The 21,876-nt window shown below is 52.8% G+C and carries 21 protein-coding genes; 7 read left to right on the top strand and 14 right to left on the bottom strand.

Annotated features, from left to right (window positions below):
* Genes KO503_RS14600 through KO503_RS14585 form a run of 4 tightly spaced genes read right to left on the bottom strand, consistent with a single transcriptional unit; the run spans position 1 to position 4,371 of the window.
* On the bottom strand, positions 1 to 762 hold the full coding sequence (locus KO503_RS14600) for a glycerophosphodiester phosphodiesterase family protein (protein ID WP_215992289.1): 762 nt from the start codon (positions 760 to 762) through the stop codon (positions 1 to 3).
* Positions 763 to 1,227 carry a RidA family protein gene (locus KO503_RS14595; protein ID WP_215992288.1) on the bottom strand — a complete coding sequence of 155 codons (465 nt, stop codon included), beginning with the start codon at positions 1,225 to 1,227 and terminating at the stop codon, positions 763 to 765.
* A 28-nt stretch (positions 1,228 to 1,255) separates the two neighbouring features.
* Positions 1,256 to 2,638, bottom strand: coding sequence for an HlyD family type I secretion periplasmic adaptor subunit (locus KO503_RS14590; RefSeq protein ID WP_215992287.1), 1,383 nt, complete (start codon positions 2,636 to 2,638; stop codon positions 1,256 to 1,258).
* Positions 2,635 to 4,371, bottom strand: a complete 1,737-nt coding sequence (locus KO503_RS14585) for a type I secretion system permease/ATPase (RefSeq protein WP_215992286.1) — start codon at positions 4,369 to 4,371, stop codon at positions 2,635 to 2,637. Before KO503_RS14585 ends, KO503_RS14590 begins: the two co-directional genes overlap by 4 nt.
* A 201-nt stretch (positions 4,372 to 4,572) precedes the next feature.
* Here KO503_RS14585 and KO503_RS14580 point away from each other — a divergent pair, with 201 nt between their 5' ends.
* Together KO503_RS14580 and KO503_RS14575 are read left to right on the top strand one after the other, a co-directional pair.
* Positions 4,573 to 5,322, top strand: a complete 750-nt coding sequence (locus tag KO503_RS14580) for an MlaA family lipoprotein (protein WP_303505334.1) — start codon at positions 4,573 to 4,575, stop codon at positions 5,320 to 5,322.
* Positions 5,315 to 5,929 carry an MlaC/ttg2D family ABC transporter substrate-binding protein gene (locus tag KO503_RS14575; protein ID WP_215992284.1) on the top strand — a complete coding sequence of 205 codons (615 nt, stop codon included), beginning with the start codon at positions 5,315 to 5,317 and terminating at the stop codon, positions 5,927 to 5,929. The genes KO503_RS14580 and KO503_RS14575 overlap by 8 nt, the downstream gene beginning before the upstream one ends.
* Before the next feature lie 91 nt (positions 5,930 to 6,020).
* Here KO503_RS14575 and KO503_RS14570 read toward each other — a convergent pair whose 3' ends face one another.
* A complete protein-coding gene (locus KO503_RS14570) occupies positions 6,021 to 8,231 on the bottom strand; it encodes a transglycosylase domain-containing protein (protein WP_215992283.1) in 2,211 nt (736 codons plus the stop codon).
* A 265-nt stretch (positions 8,232 to 8,496) separates the two neighbouring features.
* Here KO503_RS14570 and KO503_RS14565 point away from each other — a divergent pair, with 265 nt between their 5' ends.
* The 3 genes from KO503_RS14565 to KO503_RS14555 all read left to right on the top strand — a co-directional run bounded on the left by KO503_RS14565 (position 8,497) and on the right by KO503_RS14555 (position 11,172).
* A complete protein-coding gene (locus KO503_RS14565) occupies positions 8,497 to 8,835 on the top strand; it encodes a P-II family nitrogen regulator (RefSeq protein WP_215942698.1) in 339 nt (112 codons plus the stop codon).
* Between the two features lie 35 nt (positions 8,836 to 8,870).
* Positions 8,871 to 10,190, top strand: a complete 1,320-nt coding sequence (amt, locus tag KO503_RS14560) for an ammonium transporter (RefSeq protein WP_215992282.1) — start codon at positions 8,871 to 8,873, stop codon at positions 10,188 to 10,190.
* A gap of 166 nt (positions 10,191 to 10,356) precedes the next feature.
* Positions 10,357 to 11,172, top strand: coding sequence for a hypothetical protein (locus KO503_RS14555; protein ID WP_215992281.1), 816 nt, complete (start codon positions 10,357 to 10,359; stop codon positions 11,170 to 11,172).
* A 96-nt stretch (positions 11,173 to 11,268) separates the two neighbouring features.
* Here KO503_RS14555 and KO503_RS14550 read toward each other — a convergent pair whose 3' ends face one another.
* From KO503_RS14550 to dapA, 5 genes are all read right to left on the bottom strand, one after another.
* Complete coding sequence (locus tag KO503_RS14550; protein ID WP_215992354.1) at positions 11,269 to 12,453, bottom strand: aromatic amino acid transaminase; 1,185 nt, start codon at positions 12,451 to 12,453, stop codon at positions 11,269 to 11,271.
* Entirely contained in the window at positions 12,453 to 13,307 is an 855-nt protein-coding gene (sseA, locus tag KO503_RS14545; protein ID WP_215992280.1) for a 3-mercaptopyruvate sulfurtransferase, read from the bottom strand. Before sseA ends, KO503_RS14550 begins: the two co-directional genes overlap by 1 nt.
* Positions 13,308 to 13,472: 165 nt before the next feature.
* Complete coding sequence (locus tag KO503_RS14540) at positions 13,473 to 13,760, bottom strand: hypothetical protein (RefSeq protein ID WP_215992279.1); 288 nt, start codon at positions 13,758 to 13,760, stop codon at positions 13,473 to 13,475.
* 141 nt (positions 13,761 to 13,901) lie between these two features.
* Entirely contained in the window at positions 13,902 to 14,381 is a 480-nt protein-coding gene (gene smpB, locus KO503_RS14535; protein ID WP_215992278.1) for an SsrA-binding protein SmpB, read from the bottom strand.
* A gap of 435 nt (positions 14,382 to 14,816) precedes the next feature.
* The gene (gene dapA, locus KO503_RS14530; protein ID WP_215992277.1) at positions 14,817 to 15,689 is read right to left on the bottom strand and encodes a 4-hydroxy-tetrahydrodipicolinate synthase; all 873 of its coding nucleotides are present in this window, start codon (positions 15,687 to 15,689) and stop codon (positions 14,817 to 14,819) included.
* Positions 15,690 to 15,907: 218 nt separating this feature from the next.
* Between dapA and KO503_RS14525 the strand changes: the two genes are divergently transcribed.
* Positions 15,908 to 17,803, top strand: coding sequence for a lytic transglycosylase domain-containing protein (locus KO503_RS14525; protein ID WP_215992276.1), 1,896 nt, complete (start codon positions 15,908 to 15,910; stop codon positions 17,801 to 17,803).
* A gap of 7 nt (positions 17,804 to 17,810) precedes the next feature.
* Here the strand turns inward: KO503_RS14525 and KO503_RS14520 are convergent, their stop codons facing one another.
* A complete protein-coding gene (locus tag KO503_RS14520; protein ID WP_215992275.1) occupies positions 17,811 to 18,707 on the bottom strand; it encodes a DMT family transporter in 897 nt (298 codons plus the stop codon).
* Positions 18,704 to 19,393 carry a tRNA (5-methylaminomethyl-2-thiouridine)(34)-methyltransferase MnmD gene (gene mnmD, locus KO503_RS14515; RefSeq protein WP_215992274.1) on the bottom strand — a complete coding sequence of 230 codons (690 nt, stop codon included), beginning with the start codon at positions 19,391 to 19,393 and terminating at the stop codon, positions 18,704 to 18,706. The genes KO503_RS14520 and mnmD overlap by 4 nt, the downstream gene beginning before the upstream one ends.
* A gap of 76 nt (positions 19,394 to 19,469) precedes the next feature.
* On the opposite strand from mnmD, the gene KO503_RS14510 reads away from it, so the two are divergent.
* Positions 19,470 to 20,510, top strand: coding sequence for an NAD(P)/FAD-dependent oxidoreductase (locus KO503_RS14510; protein ID WP_215992273.1), 1,041 nt, complete (start codon positions 19,470 to 19,472; stop codon positions 20,508 to 20,510).
* A 12-nt stretch (positions 20,511 to 20,522) separates the two neighbouring features.
* On the opposite strand, the gene KO503_RS14505 is transcribed toward KO503_RS14510, so the two are convergent.
* Together KO503_RS14505 and cobO are read right to left on the bottom strand one after the other, a co-directional pair.
* Positions 20,523 to 21,215 carry a nitroreductase family protein gene (locus tag KO503_RS14505; protein WP_215992272.1) on the bottom strand — a complete coding sequence of 231 codons (693 nt, stop codon included), beginning with the start codon at positions 21,213 to 21,215 and terminating at the stop codon, positions 20,523 to 20,525.
* Between the two features lie 4 nt (positions 21,216 to 21,219).
* Positions 21,220 to 21,828, bottom strand: a complete 609-nt coding sequence (gene cobO, locus KO503_RS14500; protein WP_215992271.1) for a cob(I)yrinic acid a,c-diamide adenosyltransferase — start codon at positions 21,826 to 21,828, stop codon at positions 21,220 to 21,222.
* Positions 21,829 to 21,876: the final 48 nt, after the last annotated feature.

Here is a 21,876-nt window from a genome sequence, read left to right as displayed (position 1 = left end):
TCAAGCAGGAACATAGCCTTCAAAGGTAATATTCTCGGCATAACGTGCTGCATCTGCGGCCTCGCTTGCGGAACGAATAGTCCAACACAAAATATGCGCACCAACTTCTTTAAGATCTTGAATCCGCGGTGAGGCCAAATTCGTCCATTGATGCGACACAAAGCTCGCACCGACGCGGTCATAATCAGAAATTTCGCGCAACGCGGCGCGGGTTTCTTCTTTTAATAATGGCCAATCTTGGGGCGGATATCCGCATGTCGTCAGTCCACGAGGAATATTCGGTGCGGCCTCGGCCAACGCAGCGACCGCATGAGGGTTGAACGACATCACCGCAACGGCACCAGCGTAGCTTTGTAACAAGCGCGCCACTTTGCGTTCTAACGGTCCAACATTGGGCCCCATAACACCATCTTGATCTTTTATTTCAATCAAAAGCGGCACACGACCAGCAACACGATCCAAAACCGCAGCCAATGTCGGCACGCCAATCTCGCCAGATCGGAAACGCACTTGGCTAAGCTCAGCTTCTGTGTGTTGCGCGAATGGCCCTGTGGCTTCGGTCAAGCGATCAAGGTGATAATCGTGGAACACCATCGCTTGGCCGTCTTTGCTTTGCTGAATGTCGATCTCTATGCCGAAGCCGCCTGCAATCGCCGCCTCAATCGCTGCGAAATTATTCTCCGCACGACCTTGCCCCTCATCATGCAAAGCACGATGCGCTATTGGCGATTTCAGAAAAGCATCAGGAAGAGAGACCCTCATTTAAACAACTTCGAAAATGGCTTCGATTTCAACAGCAACACCGAAAGGAAGAGAGCCAGCGGACACAGCAGAACGCGCATGGCGACCAGCTTCTCCCATCAGCTCAACCATCAAATCGGATGCGCCGTTGATGACCTTAGGCTGATCGGTGAAATCAGGTGTTGAGTTGACGAACCCAACTAATTTTACAAGGCGTTTGATCTTGGACAAATCACCGCCAGCGGCAGCTTTGGCTTGAGCCAAAAGTGACAAGGCGCATGTTTGTGCTGCCACAGCCCCCTGCTCAACGTTGAGATCAGCGCCAAGTTTACCTGTGATCAAACCATCTGGTCCGTTAGATATCTGACCAGAAACATGTACCAAATGACCGACCTGTACAAAAGGAACGTAGTTCGCAGCGGGCGCGGGCGCATCTGGCAGCGACAGGCCAAGCGCGGTCAATTTTGCTTCGATGGGATGGGTCATAATCTTGATCCTAACTCTAATGGTGTTGTCAATCTTCGCGGAACGCGCGCATAAAGTAATCTGTGAGCGGTTTTGTTAAATAAGCCAAGGGCGAACGTTCGCCCGTTGACATATATGTTTCTACAGGCATGCCGGGAATAAGAACAGATCCTGCAGGCAGCAGACTTCTTTGATCTTCATTGATACGGATTTCCACCAAATAGTAGCTTGTGCGTGTGGCATCATCGATGAAAGCATCAGCGGATATTTTGGTCACAGAACCGTTTATTTCAGGCGTGGTGCGACTGTCAAAAGTGGAAAAGCGCAAACGCACCGGTTGCCCTAGGTAGACTTTATCAACATGGATAGGGCTTACACGCGCGGCAACAACCAAAGGACGATCTTGAGGCACGATGAACAACAGTGGCTCAGCTGATGTCACCACCGCGCCAGCACCAAAGACCGACAGATCATACACAACGCCGGACAAGGGCGCGCGCACATCAAGCCGCTTAAGACGCTCTTGCAGGTTTTCGCGCTGCTGACGCAATTCCAAACTGCGCGCTTGGATATCTCGCAACGCGGTGATGGCGCTTTCGCGGCGGTCAGAACTCAGCTTAAGAATTTGCAATTCTGTCTCAGTGCCTTGAGATTCAGCCTGTGCCATCGCCGCGGACAGCGACCCGATTTGCCCTGCGGTGCCAACCTGTTCGCGACGCAAGGCATTTACGCTGCTTTGCTGCGTGAGGCCGCGCTTTAACAATGCTTCCTGAGACACCAAATCTTCGTCAATCAAGGCCAGTTGCTGTTCCAATGCCGAACGCTGCGCCATAAACCCTGCGATTTGTGCTGTGATTTGCGCTCTGCGCTTGCCAAGCTGTTCAATCTCTTTTTGAGCCGTAAGGCGGCGTGCTGTAAACAAGTCAAGCTGGCCAGCAATCAACCGCGCCACGTCGTTGTCGGTTTGCGCCCGATCCAACAACTCTGGAGCAAAAGCAATCTCGTCCGCCCCATCTCGCTCGGCTTGCAATCGCGCGGCACGGGCCATGGCCTCAAACAATTGCCCTTCAATGATCGCCAGTTCGCTAGTCAGTTCGCGACCGCTGATTTGCAGCAAAAGTTGACCCGCCTCGACAAGATCACCCTCAGACACTTTAACAGAAGCCACTTCGCCACCATCGCGATGCGCCACAACTTGACGATTCTGTTCAACTTGCACCTGTCCTGAAATGACAATAGCCCCGTCGATACGTGCCAGAACGGCCCATAAGCCAAAACCGCCGAACAGCACCAGAATACATATAAATCCCATGATCAAAGGCCCGCGAACAGACCATTGTGCAGGCTCTGGTGCCGCAACACTGGCGGCATTCAAGACATCTGCAGCGGGCAGTTTACCGATCTTAATTTTGGTTGGAAGCTTCTTGGTCATTGCACGCCCCCCGGGCCAGGCTGGCGCATAATATCCTTGCTGTTTTTGACCATCTCATTGAGCACAACATCACGCGAACCGAACGCGCGCAATGCGCCGCTTTCAAGCACCAATAGCTTATCGCATTCTTGAATCGCAGACGGACGATGCGCCATGATCATAACCGCACCGCCTTCTTCTTTGTGACGTCGGACGGCCGTGTTCAGCGCGACTGAGCCATCATTATCCAGATTAGAGTTTGGTTCATCCAAAATCACCAAAACCGGATTGCCGTAAAACGCACGCGCAAGGCCGATGCGCTGCAATTGGCCGCCAGACAGCAAGCCCCCGATTGAAGATACTGGCGTATCGTACCCTTTGGGCAAAGATAGGATCATGGCGTGCGCGTCGACTTTTTGAGCAGCGGCAACCACAGATGCGCCATCAGGTTCAAAGGCAAGTTTGGCGATATTTTCAGCAATTGTGCCATCAAACAACTGAATGCGCTGTGGCAAGTACCCAATATAGTTGCCCAGAACATCTGGGTCGTATTGATCGAGCTTGGCACCATCCAAACGGATCGCCCCGCCAGAGGGAGACCACACACTCGTTATTGCGCGCGCCAACGTGGACTTGCCAGCGCCTGAGGGACCAATCACAGCAATGGCTTCGCCCGGCTCAACTTTGAAAGACACCATACGCAACGAAGCTTGCGCTTGGCCCGGCGGGATCACGGTTAGATTCAGTACATGCAAATTGGCTTTTGGACGTGGTAATTCTGTGCGCGCCGGCTCGATATCAACCGAGCCAAGCAATTCGGATAGGTTTGACCAACCCCAATTGGCACGCTGTACCGAACTCCACTGGCCGACCATCACATCGATAGGCTGCAAGGTCCGTCCGAGCAAGATCGAACTGGCGATCATCGCGCCTGCAGAGATGTCCTGTTGCAGCACCAGCCATGCGCCCAGCGCAAGCACCGCCGATTGTAAAAACAAACGCAGAGCTCTGGACATCGCCGAGAAACTCATCGTCAGGTCAGAGGTTCGAATAGCATGACTCATTGCCACTTTGCGCGACTTGAACCAACGATCATAAGCAGCACGTTCCATACCCAGCGACCGAACGGCTTCGGCTTCAGAGCCAAGGCGGTATGCCATCTGTGACGATGCGGCCTCGGCGCGGGTCGTAATGTTTTGTGGATGTCTAGACATTGCGCGATTGATCAAGGTGACCAACACCAAAACAAAACCACCGCCAATCGCAAGATATCCCAAATAAGGGTGGAACAGAATGATGCCGAATAAAAACAACGGCACAAAGGGCAAATCGAACATGGCAGCCATCACGGGGGATGCCAAAAACCGCTGGATGGCTGTCAAATCATCCATGGGATTGGCTTTGCCGGGCTGTTGTTGATCGACAGAGGATCGACGTAAAGTGGCCCTAAAAACACGTTGTTCAAGGTCAGACTGAAAGCGCGCCGCGATCCGCGTAAGCACGCGCGAGCGCACTGCATCAAGCAACCCCATCATCACATATAAAAAACCGACGATCACGATAAGCGCGACCAGCGTTGCCTCAGAACCAGACCCAAGCACACGATCGTATACCTGCAACATGAACAGCGGGCCTGTTAACATCAACGCGTTCAAGCAAATCGAAAAAATGCCAATTGCGACGAAAAGGCTGCGAGATCGATTACGGACCTGAGCGAGTTCTTCTTTGCCCTGACGAATATTGTCTTGAGTCATTGGGTATTTTTAGCCCACTGTTGTAACGTCGTGCGGAGGTTCAGCGTGGAATAACGAATATCTGCTCGAACATTGTTGATTCTGTGTCACAGGATTTTATTGCGAAACATGTTAATATTGGGCTTCTGCCAATTAGAGACTATCTCGCAGCTACACCCAGCAGCTTTGCGCTGCCAACGCATCAAACTGGATTTTCAATCAGTGAAACAGCTTGCCCTTATTTTTGTCGCCGTGCTCACCTTGTCTGCCTGTGCATCCCGCACGCCGGCAACGGGCATAAACGACCCGCATGAAGCGCAAAACCGCGCGACATATGAGTCTAACATTCAGTTAGATCGCGGTGTGATCAAACCTATCTCGGTTGCCTACGGGACGGTCGTGCCTGATCCTGTGCGCAAAGGCCTAAGTAATGTGTCTGACACCTTGGGATTGCCTGGGACCGTGGTCAATAACCTGCTTCAGTTCAAACTTGTGGACGCGCTTCACAACACGGCACGCTTCGCCGTAAATGCGACGCTTGGGTTTGCTGGGCTTTTCGATCCAGCCTCCGAGGTTGGGCTTGAAGAACGCGAAAGCGATTTCGGCGAGACCTTGCATGTCTGGGGTTTTGCCGAAGGGGAATACATTGTGTTGCCCGCTTACGGCCCCTCGACGAAGCGCGATATGGTCGGGCTTATCGTCGACATCGCGCTTGATCCACTGGGCACAGTCTTGGACCCCAAGGTATCGAACGTCAAAACCGGTCTTAAAGTGGCAGACATTGTTGACACGCGATATCGTTACTCTGATCTCTACGAGTCTGTGATATATGACAGCGCAGATGGCTATGCGCAGTTGCGTTTGTCATATCTGGACAGACGCCGCTTTGAACTTGGCACACCGATTCCGCAAAACGACTCTGCGCCTGCGGATAACCCCTCCTACGATCTTTACGAGGATTTTTATGAATAACCTGTTTTCTTCCCGCCCCTCCGATCTTGGCCGCCGTCGTTTTTTGACTGGTGCAGTCTCTGGTGTGACGCTGCTTGTCGCCATGCCACACGCGGCGTTTGCTTTTTCAAGCTCTCAGGCTGAAGCGCTGATCACCAAGACCGTGAGCGACATCAACACAATCATCAACTCAGGCAAATCCGAGTCAGGCATGTTCGCTGACTTTGAACGTGTCTTGGTCAACTACGCTGACACGCCGAATATTGCGCGTTCAGTGCTTGGCCCGTCCGCGCGCTCAGCGTCTGCCGCTCAATTGAGTGCGTTTACACGTGCGTTCCAAGGCTACATTTCTCGCAAATATGGATCGCGGTTTCGCGAGTTCATCGGTGGCAAAATTGAAGTGAACAAGACACAAAAGATCAATTCGATCTACGAGGTGTCCTGTACCGCCATTTTGCGCGGGGAATCGCCCTTCGCGATCTCATTCATCGTGGCTGACAAAACGGGTAAGTTCATTGACCTGACGATTGAAGGCATTTCACTGCTGAAATCTGAGCGCGCTGAAATCGGTGCGATGCTGGATAAAGCCGGTGGCAGCATCGATAAGCTGACAGCAGCCCTTAAATAAGCCCAATCAAGACTGACATGCTTTCAAAAACGGCGCGCCCCACCATAGGGACGCGCCGTTTTCATTTCAAACCATATACATCACGGATGCTTCAATTCTTTTTGCCAAATATAGACGACAAGATATCGCCCAAAACATTCTGCGCCTTGTCGTTATTTTGGCGGGCGCCACTATTGGACACGCTTTGGCTGGAGTTCGCAGGAATCTGCGGTGGCACAGAGGGACGCAACATTGGCAATGGATTTCCCGGCTGACCTTGCTGCACACGCTTCATGGTTTCGTGCCAAATATCAGCAGGCAAACCACCGCCTGTGACCCCAGTCAAAGGCGAGTTGTCGTCATACCCCATCCAGACACCCACAACGTAATCTGCAGTGAACCCCATGAACCACGCATCGCGCGCAGCTTGGGTTGTGCCGGTTTTACCTGCGGCCTCGACACCATCAAGACGGGCGCGGGTGCCAGTGCCATTTTGAACCACGTTGTACATCATATAAATGAGTTGCTCAGCAGCAGCCGGCGTGATGACGCGTTCACCCAAGCCGCCATCTTGCCCCATGATCTCGTCCGATGTGCCTTTCAGACGCAAAGAGCGCAATCCATAGGGGGTTACTGACGATCCACCATTCAAAATACCCGCATATGCTCCGGTCATTTCCAGCAGTGTCGATTCTGATGCACCAAGCGCCAAAGCTGGCCCCTGCGCGAGATCGCTTTCAATACCGAACATCTGCGCCACGGTGCGCACGTTCTCAAGCCCCACATCCATCGCCAATTTTACCGCTGGAATGTTAAAACTTTTTTGCAGCGCCTCAGTCACAGTCACCATGCCGTGAAATTTACGATCATAGTTTTGTGGCGACCATGGACCAGAGCCAGGGATGTTCACCGTGATAGGTTCGTCCAAAATCGGGCTGTCGTATGACCAGCCCATATCCAAAGCCGTGGCAAAGACAAATGGCTTGAACGCAGACCCCGGCTGGCGCTTGGCTTGTGTGGCGCGGTTGAACGCGCCTGTGATGCCGCGCAATTTACGCCCACCGACCATGCCACGGACCGCGCCATCTGCGCTCATGATCACAATCGCGGCTTGGGCTTTGGACCCTTCACGCACCTTGTTATCAAACACCCAAGTCAGCGCCTCTTCGGCAGCGTTCTGCAAGCGGGGGTCAAAGGTCGTTTCAATGATGACGTCTTCAGTGGTTTCACGCGTTAAAAAGTCAGGACCAGCGCCCATCACCCAATCGGCGTAATATCCACCCGCACGTTGCTGTGCGGCCTCCGACAACTCGGCAGGATGCGCTTTGGCCTCGGCACGCTCAGCGTCCGAAATAAAACCCTGCTGGTTCATCAGCAGCAATACGATACCAGCACGTTCCTGCGAGCGCTTGAGATTGCTGGTGGGCGCATAGCGCGATGGTGCCGTCAAAAGCCCTGCAAGCATGGCACTTTGGGCAATATTCACGTCAGCAGCGGATATGCCGAAATATCGCTCAGAGGCCGCCTCGAACCCATTTGCGCCTGCCCCTAGATAGGCACGGTTCATATAGATCGACAGAATCTCGTCTTTGGAATAACGCGCCTCCATCGCCATGGCATATACGGCTTCTTTGGCTTTACGCGTGATGCTACCTTGGCGACAATCAGCTTCGTATTCAGTTTGGCTTTTCCACTCTTTGGGGTCAAAAGGCACCCCAAGACACAGCAGCTTCGCCACCTGTTGCGTCAAAGTTGAGCCGCCATGACCTGACAAAGGCCCGCGCCCTTCGCTCAAGTTGATCTTTACCGCTGAAGCGATACCACGCGGCGATAAGCCGAAATGTTTATAGAAGCGCCGATCTTCTGTCGCGACGATCGCATTTTTAAGGTGCGGCGAAACTGTATCGGCAGTGATCTGTCCACCGAACTGTTCACCGCGCCAAGCAAACACCGCGCCATTACGATCCGTCAGTGTCACAGACCCACGTGCCCGCCCATCAAGAAGCTCTGAGAACGGTGGAAGTGTGGTGTACACATAAAAAATCGCGAGTCCTAAGACAACGGCTCCCGCCAAAGCACCACGTGAGAAAACCAGCCAGATCAAGCGCAGCACCCAACGGATCATGCCCCCGATCACGCGCACAAAAATATTGGACGACCGTTTTGGTGCCGCTTTGCGTCTGCGTGTGGGGGCTGCGCGTTTAGGTTTTGCCTTAGCTTTTGATTTAGATTTCGGCTTCGCCTGTGATGCTGCGGGATACCTGCGTTCCGCCACCAAGCGCTTTTTACCGCCACCGCGACCTGTGCCACCTTGTCCTGCCATGTTACTGCTCAATCGTTTTTTGTATGTTGTTTGTACAGTATAGAGGCGCCTCAAGAATGTTGAGGGGAATCGCACCACGAACTTTGCTTTATTTTTCGCCTATTTTTTAATCTTACTGATTAAAATGTGCAATTTTTAAGCACCGCTGCCTATTTTCGACTCACAATTGGGCACCTCCTTGCTTGTGTACACCCCGTTAACAGCGTCTTTCTTGGCCAGTGCCTGTCTCACATGACAGCACCCGACTAATCGGAAGGGGAACAACGTGAAATTAATTATCGCAGCAATCAAGCCATTCAAGCTTGAAGAAGTCCGCGAAGCTCTCACCAGCATTGGTGTGCGCGGGATGATGGTAACGGAAGTTAAGGGTTTTGGCTCTCAATCCGGCCATACAGAAATCTACCGCGGTGCAGAATACGCCGTGAACTTCGTACCGAAGGTAAAACTTGAAGTTGTTGTGGCAGACGCCATGGCAGAACAAGTTGTCGACACCATCGCAACAACCGCCAAAACCGATAAAATCGGCGACGGCAAAATCTTTGTTCTCGACGTGGAAGGCGCGGTTCGCGTCCGTACCGGCGAAACCAACGACGACGCGATCTAAGCGCGCAAGATTTGAGACGAAAAGGGTCACCATACATGAAACTCACCAAACTCATCCCAGCCTCACTGGTCGCCACTGCGCTGCCTGTTGTGGCCTTCGCTCAGGACGCCGCGGAAGCCGCGCCTGATATCACCCCCTACATTCTGACCACGTTGCTCTTCCTTATCGGCGGCTTCTTGGTGTTCTGGATGGCCGCTGGTTTCGCAATGCTCGAAGCAGGCCTTGTACGCTCTAAGAACGTCACAACACAGCTCACCAAAAATATCGCTCTCTTCGCGATTGCGTCCATCATGTACTGGCTCATCGGCTACGGCATCATGTACCCAGGCGAATGGGTTATCGAAGGCGTCATGGGCCCATGGTTCGCCATCACATCTCTTGAACCAGTTGGTCTTGCCGCTGCCGATGCATCACTCGATTACGCATCTGGCGCATCCGACTTCTTCTTCCAGTTGATGTTCTGTGCGACAACAGCCTCCATCGTTTCTGGTACGCTTGCTGAGCGTATTAAACTGTGGCCATTCCTTATCTTCACCACGATCTTGACCGGCGTTATCTACCCGATCGAAGCATCTTGGCAGTGGGGCGGCGGCTTCTTGTCTGAAATGGGCTTCTCTGACTTTGCTGGTTCCACATTGGTTCACGCAGCAGGCGGTTTCGCGGCACTTGCAGGTGCTATCGTTCTCGGCCCACGCATCGGCAAATACAAAGACGGCAAAACAGTTCCAATGCCTGGTTCCAACTTGGCGCTCGCAACATTGGGTACATTCATCTTGTGGCTCGGTTGGTTCGGCTTTAACGGCGGCTCACAATTGGCTGCTGGCACTGTTGGCGATATCACTGACGTGTCTCGCATCTTTGCAAACACAAACATGGCGGCTGCTGCCGGCGCGGTTGTGGCACTGATCCTCACACAAATTCAGTACGGCAAAGTTGACCTGACTATGGTTCTCAACGGCGCATTGGCTGGACTTGTGTCTATCACAGCTGAACCACTCGCACCTTCCTTGTTCATGTCTTTGGTCATCGGCGGCATCGGCGGCATCATCGTTGTCTACACAGTACCATTGCTCGACAAATTCAAAATCGATGACGTTGTTGGCGCGATCCCAGTACACTTGGTTGCTGGTATCTGGGGCACAATGGCTGTTCCAATCACCAACGACGGCACATCTTTTGTCACACAAGCCACAGGCATCATCATCATCGGCGCCTTTGTCTTCATCACTTCGATTGTTGTCTGGTTGATCCTCAAAGCGTTCGGTGGCATCCGCGTCTCCGAAGAAGCTGAGGTCCTCGGTCTCGACAAAGCAGAGCTCGGCATGGAAGCATACCCTGAGTTCTACAAAGGCTAATCCCTTTCACCATACATCCAAATCGGCCCGGGCATCATTGCTCGGGCCTTTTGCTTTGGGTGCGGAATATTTTCAAACTCAACCAATTCTAAATAAATTGGACCGATAGTCTCCTTGTTCGCCGCATCCATCTGCTGGGGTGCGCTGCCATTACAGGGAGGTCAGAATGACTTTTATCTACCGTGCGCTTGGTGCTCATATCTTACTTTTCGTGGCTTTGGGGTCAGCCATCGCCGAACCCAGTACGATGATCGGTGGATCTTTGTTCTTTCAAAATCGCGGTGTACTTGCGCCAACCGGTAGCGCGCGCCCGCTTTTCCTTACCTCGACACAAAGCCCAAGCCTTGTCCCTATGAGTGCCAATTTGGGGTTATTTGCACAGCTGCCGCCGCGTCCTAAGCCCATCCCCGCACACACAGCAGCCAGCGTTCCTGCCGCACTCCCGAAACAAACCCATGTGATGACCGCTGCCATGCGTGCCCCGTATCGTCGCCCCAATGGCACGACGTCAATTGCACAAATTCGGCACATCATCGGTCAAGCAGAATCGCGCCGCGATGGTTATGACGCCGTGCAACACGGTGCCAAGATACGCCCGCAAAAACGTCCCACACAAATGACCATCGATGAAATCTATGCTTGGATTGATGCAACACCAGGACAGCCCCACGCCATCGGTCGCTATCAATTCATCCCTAAGACTCTCAAGCGGGTGGTTGCAGAGACAGGAGTCCCCACAGCGGCTCTATTTACGCCTGACGTGCAAGACGCGTTATCTGATGTCTTGCTGGTTGATGCTGGATTGATCGCGTTTCAGGCTGGTGACATGACGCGGCACGATTTCATGAATAACCTTGCCAAGATTTGGGCTGGCCTGCCCAATTCAAGCGGCAAATCTCACTATCATGGGTTTGCAGGCAATAAAGCCTCTCTCACATGGAAATCCTTCGACGCGCAGATGCAGAAAGTTCAATCCGGCTAACATCCAAGATCTTATAGTTTCGTCGAAACCTAAGACTGCGCACATAAAAAAAGGCCCTCAACTAAGGGGCCTTTTCGCGTCAAATGTGGTGCAATATCACTTGCAAGATTTTGCAATCGCCTCGGCCAACAAAGGCACTGTGGTTGGCGTCAGACCTGCAATATTCATCCGGCTGTCGGACACCATGTAGATCGCGAAATCTTCGCGCATCTTCATCACTTCCTCAGGCGTCGCGCCGATGCGCGAGAACATCCCACGATGCTTTGCAATGAAATCAAACCGATCAGAATTGGTCCGCTGGCGCAGCTCGTCTGACAGTTGTGTGCGCAGACCAAGCATGCTCAAACGCACATCTTCCAACTCAGTTTTCCACTGTGCTGTCAGCGCTTCATCCGTCAAAACAGTTGTCACCAAGCGCGCACCGTGGTCTGGCGGAAATGAAAATGCGACACGGTTCAGGTAGTTCATATTTGCTTGCGTCTTAGCAGTCATGGACGCCTCTTCCGAGATCGCCATCAAACACCCCGTACGTTCACGGTAGACGCCAAAGTTTTTAGAACAAGATGCTGCCACAAGCATTTCAGGCAGCTTAGATGCCAGTAAGCGCGTGGGGGCTGCGTCTTCTTCCAAACCGTCACCAAATCCTTGGTATGCGATATCGACCAGCGCCAGTGCGCCTTTGTCTGCGATCAAATCAGCTACGAGCCCGAATTGCTCAAGCGTCAGGTTCGCCCCAGTTGGATTGTGGCAGCAACCGTGCAACAGCACCATGTCACCCGCTTTAACACCTTTAAGGCTGTCAATCATCGCGTCGAAATCAACGCGACAAGTCACTGCGTCGAAATAGGCGTATTCTGTGTTTGGAATGCCCATAAATTTCAAAATAGCCAAGTGGTTCGGCCATGTCGGGTTCGATGTCCACACAGTCACATCGGGGTTCGCCAAGCGCGCCAATTCAAACGCTTGACGGATCGCCCCTGTACCGCCGGGTGTCGCGATAACGCCAACACGGCCTGCATCGACACTGTCAGCCAAAACCAATTCACGCATAGCCTGACCAAACGCTGGATCACCAGGCAGGCCAGTGTAGACCTTGGTGGTCTCATTGTCCCAAACCTTTTTGCTTGCAGCACGCACCGCTTGCATCACAGGCGTTTGTCCTGTGCCGTCTTTGTAGACGCCAACACCAAGATCAATTTTTGTATCACGCGTGTCTTCGCGACACAGCGTGATCAACTGCATGATCGGATCAGGATATTGCGGGTTCAAGTTGTTCAGCATCATGCTTCTCCTGTTGCGACTTTCAAGTCGCCATACATGCCCCATTCGGCCCAGCTTCCGTCATAAAGCGCGTGCTTTACACCGATCCGCTCAAGCGCAAGGCTCAAAATTGCTGCGGTCACGCCTGATCCACAGGACGTAATCGCGGGTTTGGTCAAATCGACGCCGGCGGCTTCGAAAACGAGACGCAGTTCACCGGGATGTTTCAACGTGCCATCAGCTTGCAACAGGTTGGCAAACGGCACGTTACGCGCATTTGGAATATGACCGACCCGCAAACCCGCACGCGGTTCTGGTGCCTCACCGCGAAAACGGGGCCCAGGGCGTGCATCAATAATTGTGTGATCGCCAAGCTTCGATGATGAGGCCACTTGAGTCACATCGCGCAGCAAATCGCTTTGCTCAACAACAACCATATGACGGTCACGAATGACAGGTGGCTCAGTGGTCGTGGGGCGTTTTTCGGCTTTCCATTTGGGCAAGCCGCCATCCAAAACAGCAACCTTGCTTTGGCCAAAATATTTAAACATCCACCAAAGACGTGGCGCTGAAAATAGTCCTGCGCCGTCATAGATCACAACTTGATGTCCATCGCCGACACCAAGCGCGCGCATCCGTGACATAAACTTTTCGGCTGGCGGCAACATATGCGGTAAGGTTGAGCGCGCATCGGAAACATCGTCAATGTCGACAAACCTTGAGCCCGCGATATGCTCGTTCACATATTCGGCTTTGGCGTCTCGGTTCATATCAGGCAAATACCATGACGCATCAATCAGACGCAAATCTGGGTCTTTTACATGTTCGGCGAGCCAAGTCGTCGACACGAGCGTTTTCGGATCGCTATGGGGCATTTCTCGACCTTTGGATTGGTACATCTTCGCATAACGCTCTGCCTCATTTCATGCAAGGCGCGAGACCTAGCAAAGGAATGATTCTGCGCCAAAATGGCAGACTTCAGACCAAAAATCTATAAATGCGCGGTTTCACTGCGACCACCCAAGTCGCTTGAGCTAAAGCTAGGTCTTGCGCATCTGCGACTTAAGCAGACCAACAACAACCATCAGCAAACCACCACCGACACCGCCGCCTGCGAAACTTTGAATGATCGCTTCGACATCGATGCCACCAGTCGCCATCCCGATACCGCCTGTGCCAAGCTTATTCAAAAGCTGCCCACCAATGCCGCCACCAACGATGCCAACGACCGAGTTTCCAAGCGTTCCAAGATCCAGCTTTGGCACAAGTTTGCCAACGGCATTTCCGCCTGCGGCACCAAAAATCAACTGTATCAAAAGGTATTCCATATCATTCTCCATCTCGGCCAACCACGAAGCGCCAAAGCAGGCCCTTCGCCTTGGTTTTCAATCCTTAAAGGAGAACACAGGCACAGACCCAGGGGAGAAATCGCAAGGTTGTCCCCACAAGGGGCAAACACAAGCGTCAGTTTATGAATTGTGACGTAGTAAGCGTGACTTTTGGCGAGCCCAATCACGCTTGGCATCCGACGCGCGTTTGTCGTGATTTTTCTTACCTTTGGCGATGCCGATTTTGATTTTGACACGGCCTTTATGGTTGAAATACATCACGAGCGGTACAAGGGTCATGCCCTCACGCCCCGTTGCCTGCCACAGCTTAGACAATTCACGTTTAGACACGAGCAACTTACGCCGACGGCGTTCTTCGTGCGGGAACATCGCCTGCTGGTAGGGCGCGATATAAGAATTGACCAACCACAGCTCGTTCGCCTCAACAGCGGCATAGCTTTCCGCGATATTTGATCCGCCAGTGCGCAAAGATTTGACCTCAGATCCATGTAGCAAAACGCCACATTCGAGATCGCTCTCGATCGCATAGTCATAGCGTGCGCGCCGATTCTCGGCGATCACCTTGTAGTTCTTTTCTTCTGCGGTCTGTTTCTTTGCCATAATCCTGTTCAAATAGGGCATCCGCAGCACAGTGTCCACTGGCCCGCGTAGGCTTGCTCAGCCATATTCATGCAAAATCAGAGGTTACCAGATCATGTTTCTTCAAATTTTCGTCGGAACCTGTCTTATTTGCTATCCGTTGCCGTGGCGACGCTTGGTTTTTGGTGTTTGAAATCACTCTAAACCGCGCGCAGAAATAGTTGATCAAGGAACCTCACACTCTAAATTTGCAGTCGTACTGGCGGGCGCTCAGCGGCATATGCCCCACGAAGGGGCTGCTGAATATCGGCATGATGACCGTATTGCTGATGGAAGTGCTATGCCATCTGCGGCGCAATCAATTGGACACGTTGAAAAAGCACACGCCAGTAGACCATTAAACATTAAAAAAGGGAGGCCAAAGCCCCCCCTTCCATAACTCGGTGCGATAGCGCGTTAGAACAATCCAGCAAACTCAAGCGCGGATTTAATCTGCGCCTTGGTCTCATCTGCCACTGGCAAAAGCGGCAAACGCACCTCATCAGAACACAGGTCCAAAAGTGACATAGCATATTTCACGCCGCACAGACCTGGCTCAACAAAAATCGCTTGATGCAATGGCATTAGTTTATCCGTGATCTCCAAGGCCGTCGTATAGTCGCCTTTCAACGTCGCGGCCTGCATATCACTGCACAGCTTTGGCGCCACATTCGCGGTGACAGAAATACAACCAAGCCCGCCATGCGCGTTGAATCCTAAAGCTGTCGCATCCTCGCCAGACATCTGCAAAAAATCAGTGCCGCATGTGATTCGTGTGGCTGGCACACGCGCCAGATCGCCAGTTGCATCCTTAACGCCAATAATACGTGGCAATTTTGCCAATGCAGCCATGGTGTCTGGCGTCATATCCACAATAGACCGTCCAGGGATATTGTAGATAATAATCGGAATATCAGCCGCGTCATGAATGGCGGTGAAATGCGCGATCAAACCCGCTTGGGTTGGTTTATTGTAATATGGCGTGACCACCAAAACAGCGTCAGCACCAACGGATGCAGCATGGCGTGCAAGATGGATGCTTTCAGCCGTATTGTTGGACCCAGCGCCAGCAATCACAGGAATGCGCCCAGCGGCAGTTGCCACAACGGCCTCGACAACCTGTTCATGCTCTGCGTGAGACAAAGTCGGGCTTTCGCCTGTTGTGCCCACGGGGACAAGACCGTTAGAGCCTTGAGCGATGTGCCACTCAACCAAACGTTTGAGCGCGTCAAAGTCCACTGAGCCGTCCTTCAACGGCGTCACCAGGGCTGGAAATGACCCTTTAAACATTGTGCGCTCCTTTTCGTCTGCAAGTTGGGCACCATCGCCCGCGCGGGACTGAATCGCCCCTTAATCTCACGCGGAAACTAGCCGTCTTCGACAGGAATGCCAAGATTGTGTCTTGCGACTTGAGGCATACACACTACCTTTGTGGCAATACGGACAAAAAGTTCGAGCACGAGAGGCACAAAACCACAATGATGCGAGCCATCTATATATCTGTTTTTATGGCATTATCTTCGCCATCCTTTGCACAATCGACAGATGCGCAGGCCTTGAGTGCTGCGTATAAATTTCGTGCCTCTGGCGACTGGGAAAAAGCAACATCTCAGGTAAATGGGCTTGGACGGGACGTCATCGAGTGGCACCGCCTGCGCGCAGGCATCGGCTCCTTCGACGACTACCGCGCTTTTTTACGCGACAATGCCGACTGGCCAGGCTTGCCTTTACTGGCGCAAAAGGGCGAAGCGGCAATCCCTGACAACGCAAATCCGCGCCAAATCATTGACTATCTGACGGCCTATCCACCAAGCACCGCTCAAGGTGCTTTACGATTGATTGATGCTTATGAAGCGACCGGTGCGAAAGGTGACGCGGCCGCACAGGCTGTGATCACTTGGCGCGAATTGTCCTTGTCTGCAGCTCAGGCGCAAATCTTGGTTGATCGCTACGGCGACATCGTCTCAGACCACAGCACGGCACGTATGCAACGCACACTTTGGGCTGGCAACTACGCCGAAGCATCGCGTATCGCACCACTTTTACCCGCTGGATGGGATAAATTGATTGCGGCACTCAAAGCCTTAGCTGAGGACGAAACAGGCATAAACACAGCTATCAACGCCGTGCCCAACGCATTGGGCGGAATGCCGATTCTCAGCTATGAGCGCTTTATTTGGCGCGCAAAGAACAACGGGGCTGACGACGCCGTCACATGGATGCTGCAACATTCCACCAGCCGCGAAGCGCTGGGAGAACCGGAACGTTGGGGGGATCGCAGGCGGGCCTTGGCGCGCCAAATGATGCGCGACGGCAAGTCTAAAATCGCTTATGCTGCCGCCTCACGTCACTATCTGCGCCCAGACGAAGACCACTATGCTGATCTTGAATGGCTGTCAGGCTATATTGCCCTACGCTATTTGAACGACCCTGCTCGGGCCTTAGATCACTTTAATCGCTTTCGCATTTCAGTGAGTACCCCGATCTCACTGGGGCGTGCCGGTTATTGGGAAGGACGCGCGCTAGAAGCTATGGGCGCCAAGGATGACGCAGCCGCTGCTTATGCGTTTGGGGCGCAATTTCAAACGTCTTTCTATGGCCTTTTGGCGGCAGAGCGCGCAGGCCTTCCAATGGATTCGAAACTTGTAAGTGAAGCGCGCTTTACGCCATACGCGCAGGCCACGTTTATGGGCTCAAGTGTGCTGCAAGCAGCGCTGCTTTTGTATGAGGCAGATGACCTTCCTCTCGCGGCACGGTTTATGCGTCATCTCGGCGAGGCGTTAACACCGCAAGAATTGGGCCAGTTGGGCGATCTCGCGCTCGATACAGATCCATACCTTGCAGTGCTTGTCGCCAAGTTTGCCGCAGATCAAGGCGTCGTGTTAGATCGCGCCTACTACCCTCTGCAAGGGCTTGAGAAAAACGCTTTACCTGTGCCACCTGAATTGGCCTTGTCGATTGCGCGACGCGAAAGTGAGTTCTACCCCAAAGCACGCTCACATGTCGGCGCGGCAGGCCTTATGCAATTGATGCCAAACACCGGTAAAGCTATGGCCGAACGCGTGGGCTTGCCAAGTTTTGAGACGAATGATCTGTATACCCCAGACGTCAACGTGCGCCTTGGCTCCGAATATTTGGCTAAGCTGACAGAGGATTACGGCTATAACATTCCCTTGATTGCGGCGGGTTACAACGCTGGTCCCTCACGGGCAAACGCTTGGATTGAACGCTACGGTGACCCGCGCTCGAACGATACGAATGTTATCGATTGGATCGAACACATTCCTTTCCGCGAAACACGCAACTATGTCATGCGTGTCGCCGAAAGTGTGCCTGTATATCGCGCAAAATTAAGCGGCAGCGTGCAACCGATCACTTTGTCTAAAGACCTAAAAGCGCGGTAAACACAGGTTATCGTTTACCGCGTGAGGCCGCCATTTGTGCGCGCACAAGTGCAAAAACCCCTGCGCCGACCACAAGTGCTGTCCCAATCGCCACGTTCAATCTGATCACATCGCCAAACACCAAAACCCCCATCACGGACGCAAATGCCAAATGCAGATAAGCGAAGGGTTGAATGGCCGAAGCTTCGGCAAGCTCGTAGGCACGGATCAAAAGGTAATGCCCCAAAGTGGCCGAGACACAGAGCAGCGCCATCATCGCCCAGTCTGCGGGTGTCATAGGTTCCCAAAACCACGCGCCGATCAGTGTCATCACCACTGCACCGGACACACCCGTATAAAAGAACGTCACCGAAGCGGCATCTTTGCGCGACACATAGCGGTTGAGCAATCCGTAGACGGCAAACATGGCAGCTGCAACCAGTGGGTATATGGCTGCTGGCGCAAAGACACCTCCGCTCGGTTTTAAAATAATCAAAACCCCCACGAAGCCCACGGCCACCGACATCCAACGCCGCCAACCAATTTTTTCGCCCAAGATCGGTCCCGACAAGGCCGTGATCAAGAGCGGATAGATGGCAAACATCGCATGGCCTTCCACAAGCCCAAGTTTAACGAAACCGATCACCATTACGATCACTTCCAGCGCCAAGATAGCGCCGCGAAACATTTGTAATTTCGGTTGAGCAGATCGGACCACAGCCCGCAATCCGCCCTGCGCGCGCATGGACCACATGATCACGAAGCCTGCGAAAAACCAGTAACGAACCATCAAGACCATATAGACGTTATACTCATCGGCCAAATGGCGTGACAGCCCGTCTTGCATGGCGAAAATGAACATGGTGATGACCATGATCCAAATGCCCATGGTCGAATTTTGTTTCAAGGGTTGCGATGAACTCATGCTGTTTGTCCTAAAGGTATATCGATAAAAGTCCCGCGGCTCATATGCCGCTTGTTGCCGAAACCTGAAACGCGTTCAACATCAAAGCCAGCCGCGCTCAATGAGCGGCGTACATGCCCTGCCGCCGTATAGGTCGCAAAAGTTCCACCGGTTGCCGTATGCGCGCCAACCTGTGCCATCAGGTCTGCGCTCCAAAGCTCAGGATTTTTGGCGGGGGAAAACCCATCTAAAAACCAAGCATCCGCTTTGCCAGACCAGTGTTCAAGTGTTTCGCGTGCATCGCCCACAACAACGTCCACCTCTATATTTTCGACCCTGAACTGGCGCAAACCTGTACGCCATGCATCCAGAAATGGCCCAGCAATGGCATCCGCTTCGGGAAACGCAGTAAGCGCAGTTTGAATATCGTTCGCGTCCATAGGATAAGCCTCAAACGACGTAAACCTAAGCGTTTCATCGCCGCACCACATCAACGCCAAAGCCAGCATATTGAGCCCTGTGCCAAAGCCCAATTCGGCCACATGAAACCCCTCCGTCAGGCGCACAGGCAGATCATTGCCAGCCAAGAAAACGTGACGTGTTTCTTCCAGCCCAGAGCCAATCGAAAAATACGGATCATCAAATTGTGTTGAAACAGGGATAACCCCGTCACGCCATTCTATGGCTGCTGTCTGGTGGTTGGTCATAGGATGTCTTAGATAAGGAAAATCTGGGCCGACCATGCGCGTGTGTTCGGCGAAATTCAATGGGCAAAAATCCACTATGTGCAGTGCAGACATCACAATTTATGGCGCTGGGGCCTTTGGTCTCACGGCGGCACTTGAGGCCTTGATGCGCGGCACAAAGGTGCGGGTCATCGACCCGAACGGTGTCGGCTTTGGATCCTCAGGCGGCATTGTTGGCGCATTGGCGCCGCATACCCCCGAACGCTGGGACGCTGTGAAAGAGTTTCAACTGGACAGTCTTTTACTATCACGAAGCTATTGGCCACAGATTGAACAGATCAGTGGCATCTCGACGGGATATGACAACTTAGGGCGCCTGCAAGCCATCCCCAATGATCATCAACTGGATTTAGCGCACACCCGCACCAACGATGCACAAACGCTGTGGCGAGGGTTGGCAGAGTGGCGGGTTATTTCAGTTGAACAGGCGCAGGGATGGGCGCCGCACACACCAACAGGCTGGCTTGTCCACGACACCCTATCTGCCCGTATCAACCCCGCCCGCGCTTGTGCAGCTTTGGCCGCTGCGGTCATTTCCAAAGGTGGCGAGATCGTGACCGACGCCGCCCCCGAAGGCAAAGTGATCCACGCGACGGGCGTTTGGGGATTAGACGAGATGAGCAAACGTTTGGGCCGTGAAGTCGGAAACGGCGTCAAAGGCCAAGCAATTTTGTTGCAATATGACCTGCCAAACGCGCCACAGATTTTCACGGGTGGCATCCATATCATTCCGCACAGTGACGGCACTTTGGCCATCGGATCAACGTCAGAGCGCTATTTCGAGAACCCGCAAGACACCGATGAATTGGCCGATGACCTTTTGGCACGCGCTATTACGGCGATGCCGCAACTCGCAGATGCCCCCGTACTGAAACGATGGGCTGGCGTGCGTCCTCGGGCAGCGACCCGCGCGCCGATGATGGGCGCGGATCCTGATCGCATGGGCGAATTTGTGTTCAACGGTGGGTTCAAAATCGGTTTTGGCATCGTACCGCTGGCAGCTCAACGATTGATGGATTTGGTGCTGGAAGGCCGCGATACGATTCCGGAAAATTTCAAAGTGGAAGCATCACTATAAGTTCCAGATGCCTCAATCCGCGACGGTCAAGATTTGATCCAATGTCTTTTTCATTTTGGCAACCTTCGGCACCAATGCATCCTCAGCAGGGTGCCCGACCGCCAAAATCATGATTGGCTTTTCTGACTCTGGGCGCCCCAAAAGGCCGTTTAGGAATTTCATAGGATTGGGCGTGTGGGTCAATGACACAAGACCCGCATGGTGCAATGCAGACAGCAAAAAACCAGTGGCAATGCCTGTGCTTTCAGGCACGTAATAGTTTTTAAACCGTGTGCCATCATCAAACTGCCCCCAGCGTTGCGCAAAGATGACAATAAGCCACGGGGCAATATCAAGGTGCGGTTTGTCCGCACTTGTGCCAATCGGTTCAAGCGCTTTGATCCATTCATCACTGGCCCCACCATCGTAGAATCGCTTTTCTTCCTCTTCAGCGGCCAAACGGATTTGGTGTTTCAAATCAGGATTAGAAATCGCAACAAAGTGCCAAGGTTGATGGTTCGCGCCAGATGGAGCCGATCCCGCTGCGCGAATGCATTGCTCAATCACCTCACGGGACACGGAACGATCTGAAAAGTCACGCACTGTATGGCGGCGTTTCATTTTGTCGTAAAACGCATTGGCATTTTCTAGCATTTCTGCGTCGCTTAAATCCATGCGGTCCGGCAATTCCAACGCTTCGTATTCAATATGATCACGCGCAAACATCGGCTTAATACTCCACGCCGATTTGTGCTTTCACACCAGACCGGAACGGATGTTTGACCAATTCCATTTCAGTCACCAAATCAGCCGCTTCAATCAGTTCCTCTTTGGCGTTGCGCCCCGTCAAGACCACATGTGTGAGCGGCGGTTTTTCGGCCTGCAAAAAGGCGACAACTTCGTTCACATCCACATAATCATAGCGCATCGCGATGTTGATCTCATCAAGCAAAACCATACGGTTGCTTTCATCGCGGATCAATTCTTTGGCCTTAGCCCAAGCGGCTTGCGCCATCTCAATATCGCGAGCTTTGTCTTGGGTTTCCCATGTAAAGCCTTCGCCCATGGTGTGAAATTCACAAATATCGCCAAAGCGCTCGGTGATCAAATTGCGCTCACCACATTCCATACCGCCTTTGATAAACTGGACAACGCCGCATTTCATGTCATGCGCGATACAACGAAAAATCATGCCAAAAGCGGCTGAAGATTTGCCCTTTCCCTTGCCCGTATGCACCATAATCAGGCCTTTTTCACCTGTCTTTGTGGCCATGATTTTATCGCGGGCGACTTTTTTCTTTGCCATTTTAACGGCGTGGCGGGCGTGATCTTCGCTCATGGGTCTCTCCTGAATAGGGTGACTTTAAATTTGCATTGCTCGGGCGCG

This window comes from Pacificibacter marinus, assembly GCF_018860505.1.
GTDB classification, from domain to species: domain Bacteria; phylum Pseudomonadota; class Alphaproteobacteria; order Rhodobacterales; family Rhodobacteraceae; genus Celeribacter; species Celeribacter marinus_B.
The sequence above is the reverse complement of the archived record's forward strand: the minus strand, read 5'-3'. Positions and strand labels throughout refer to the sequence as shown.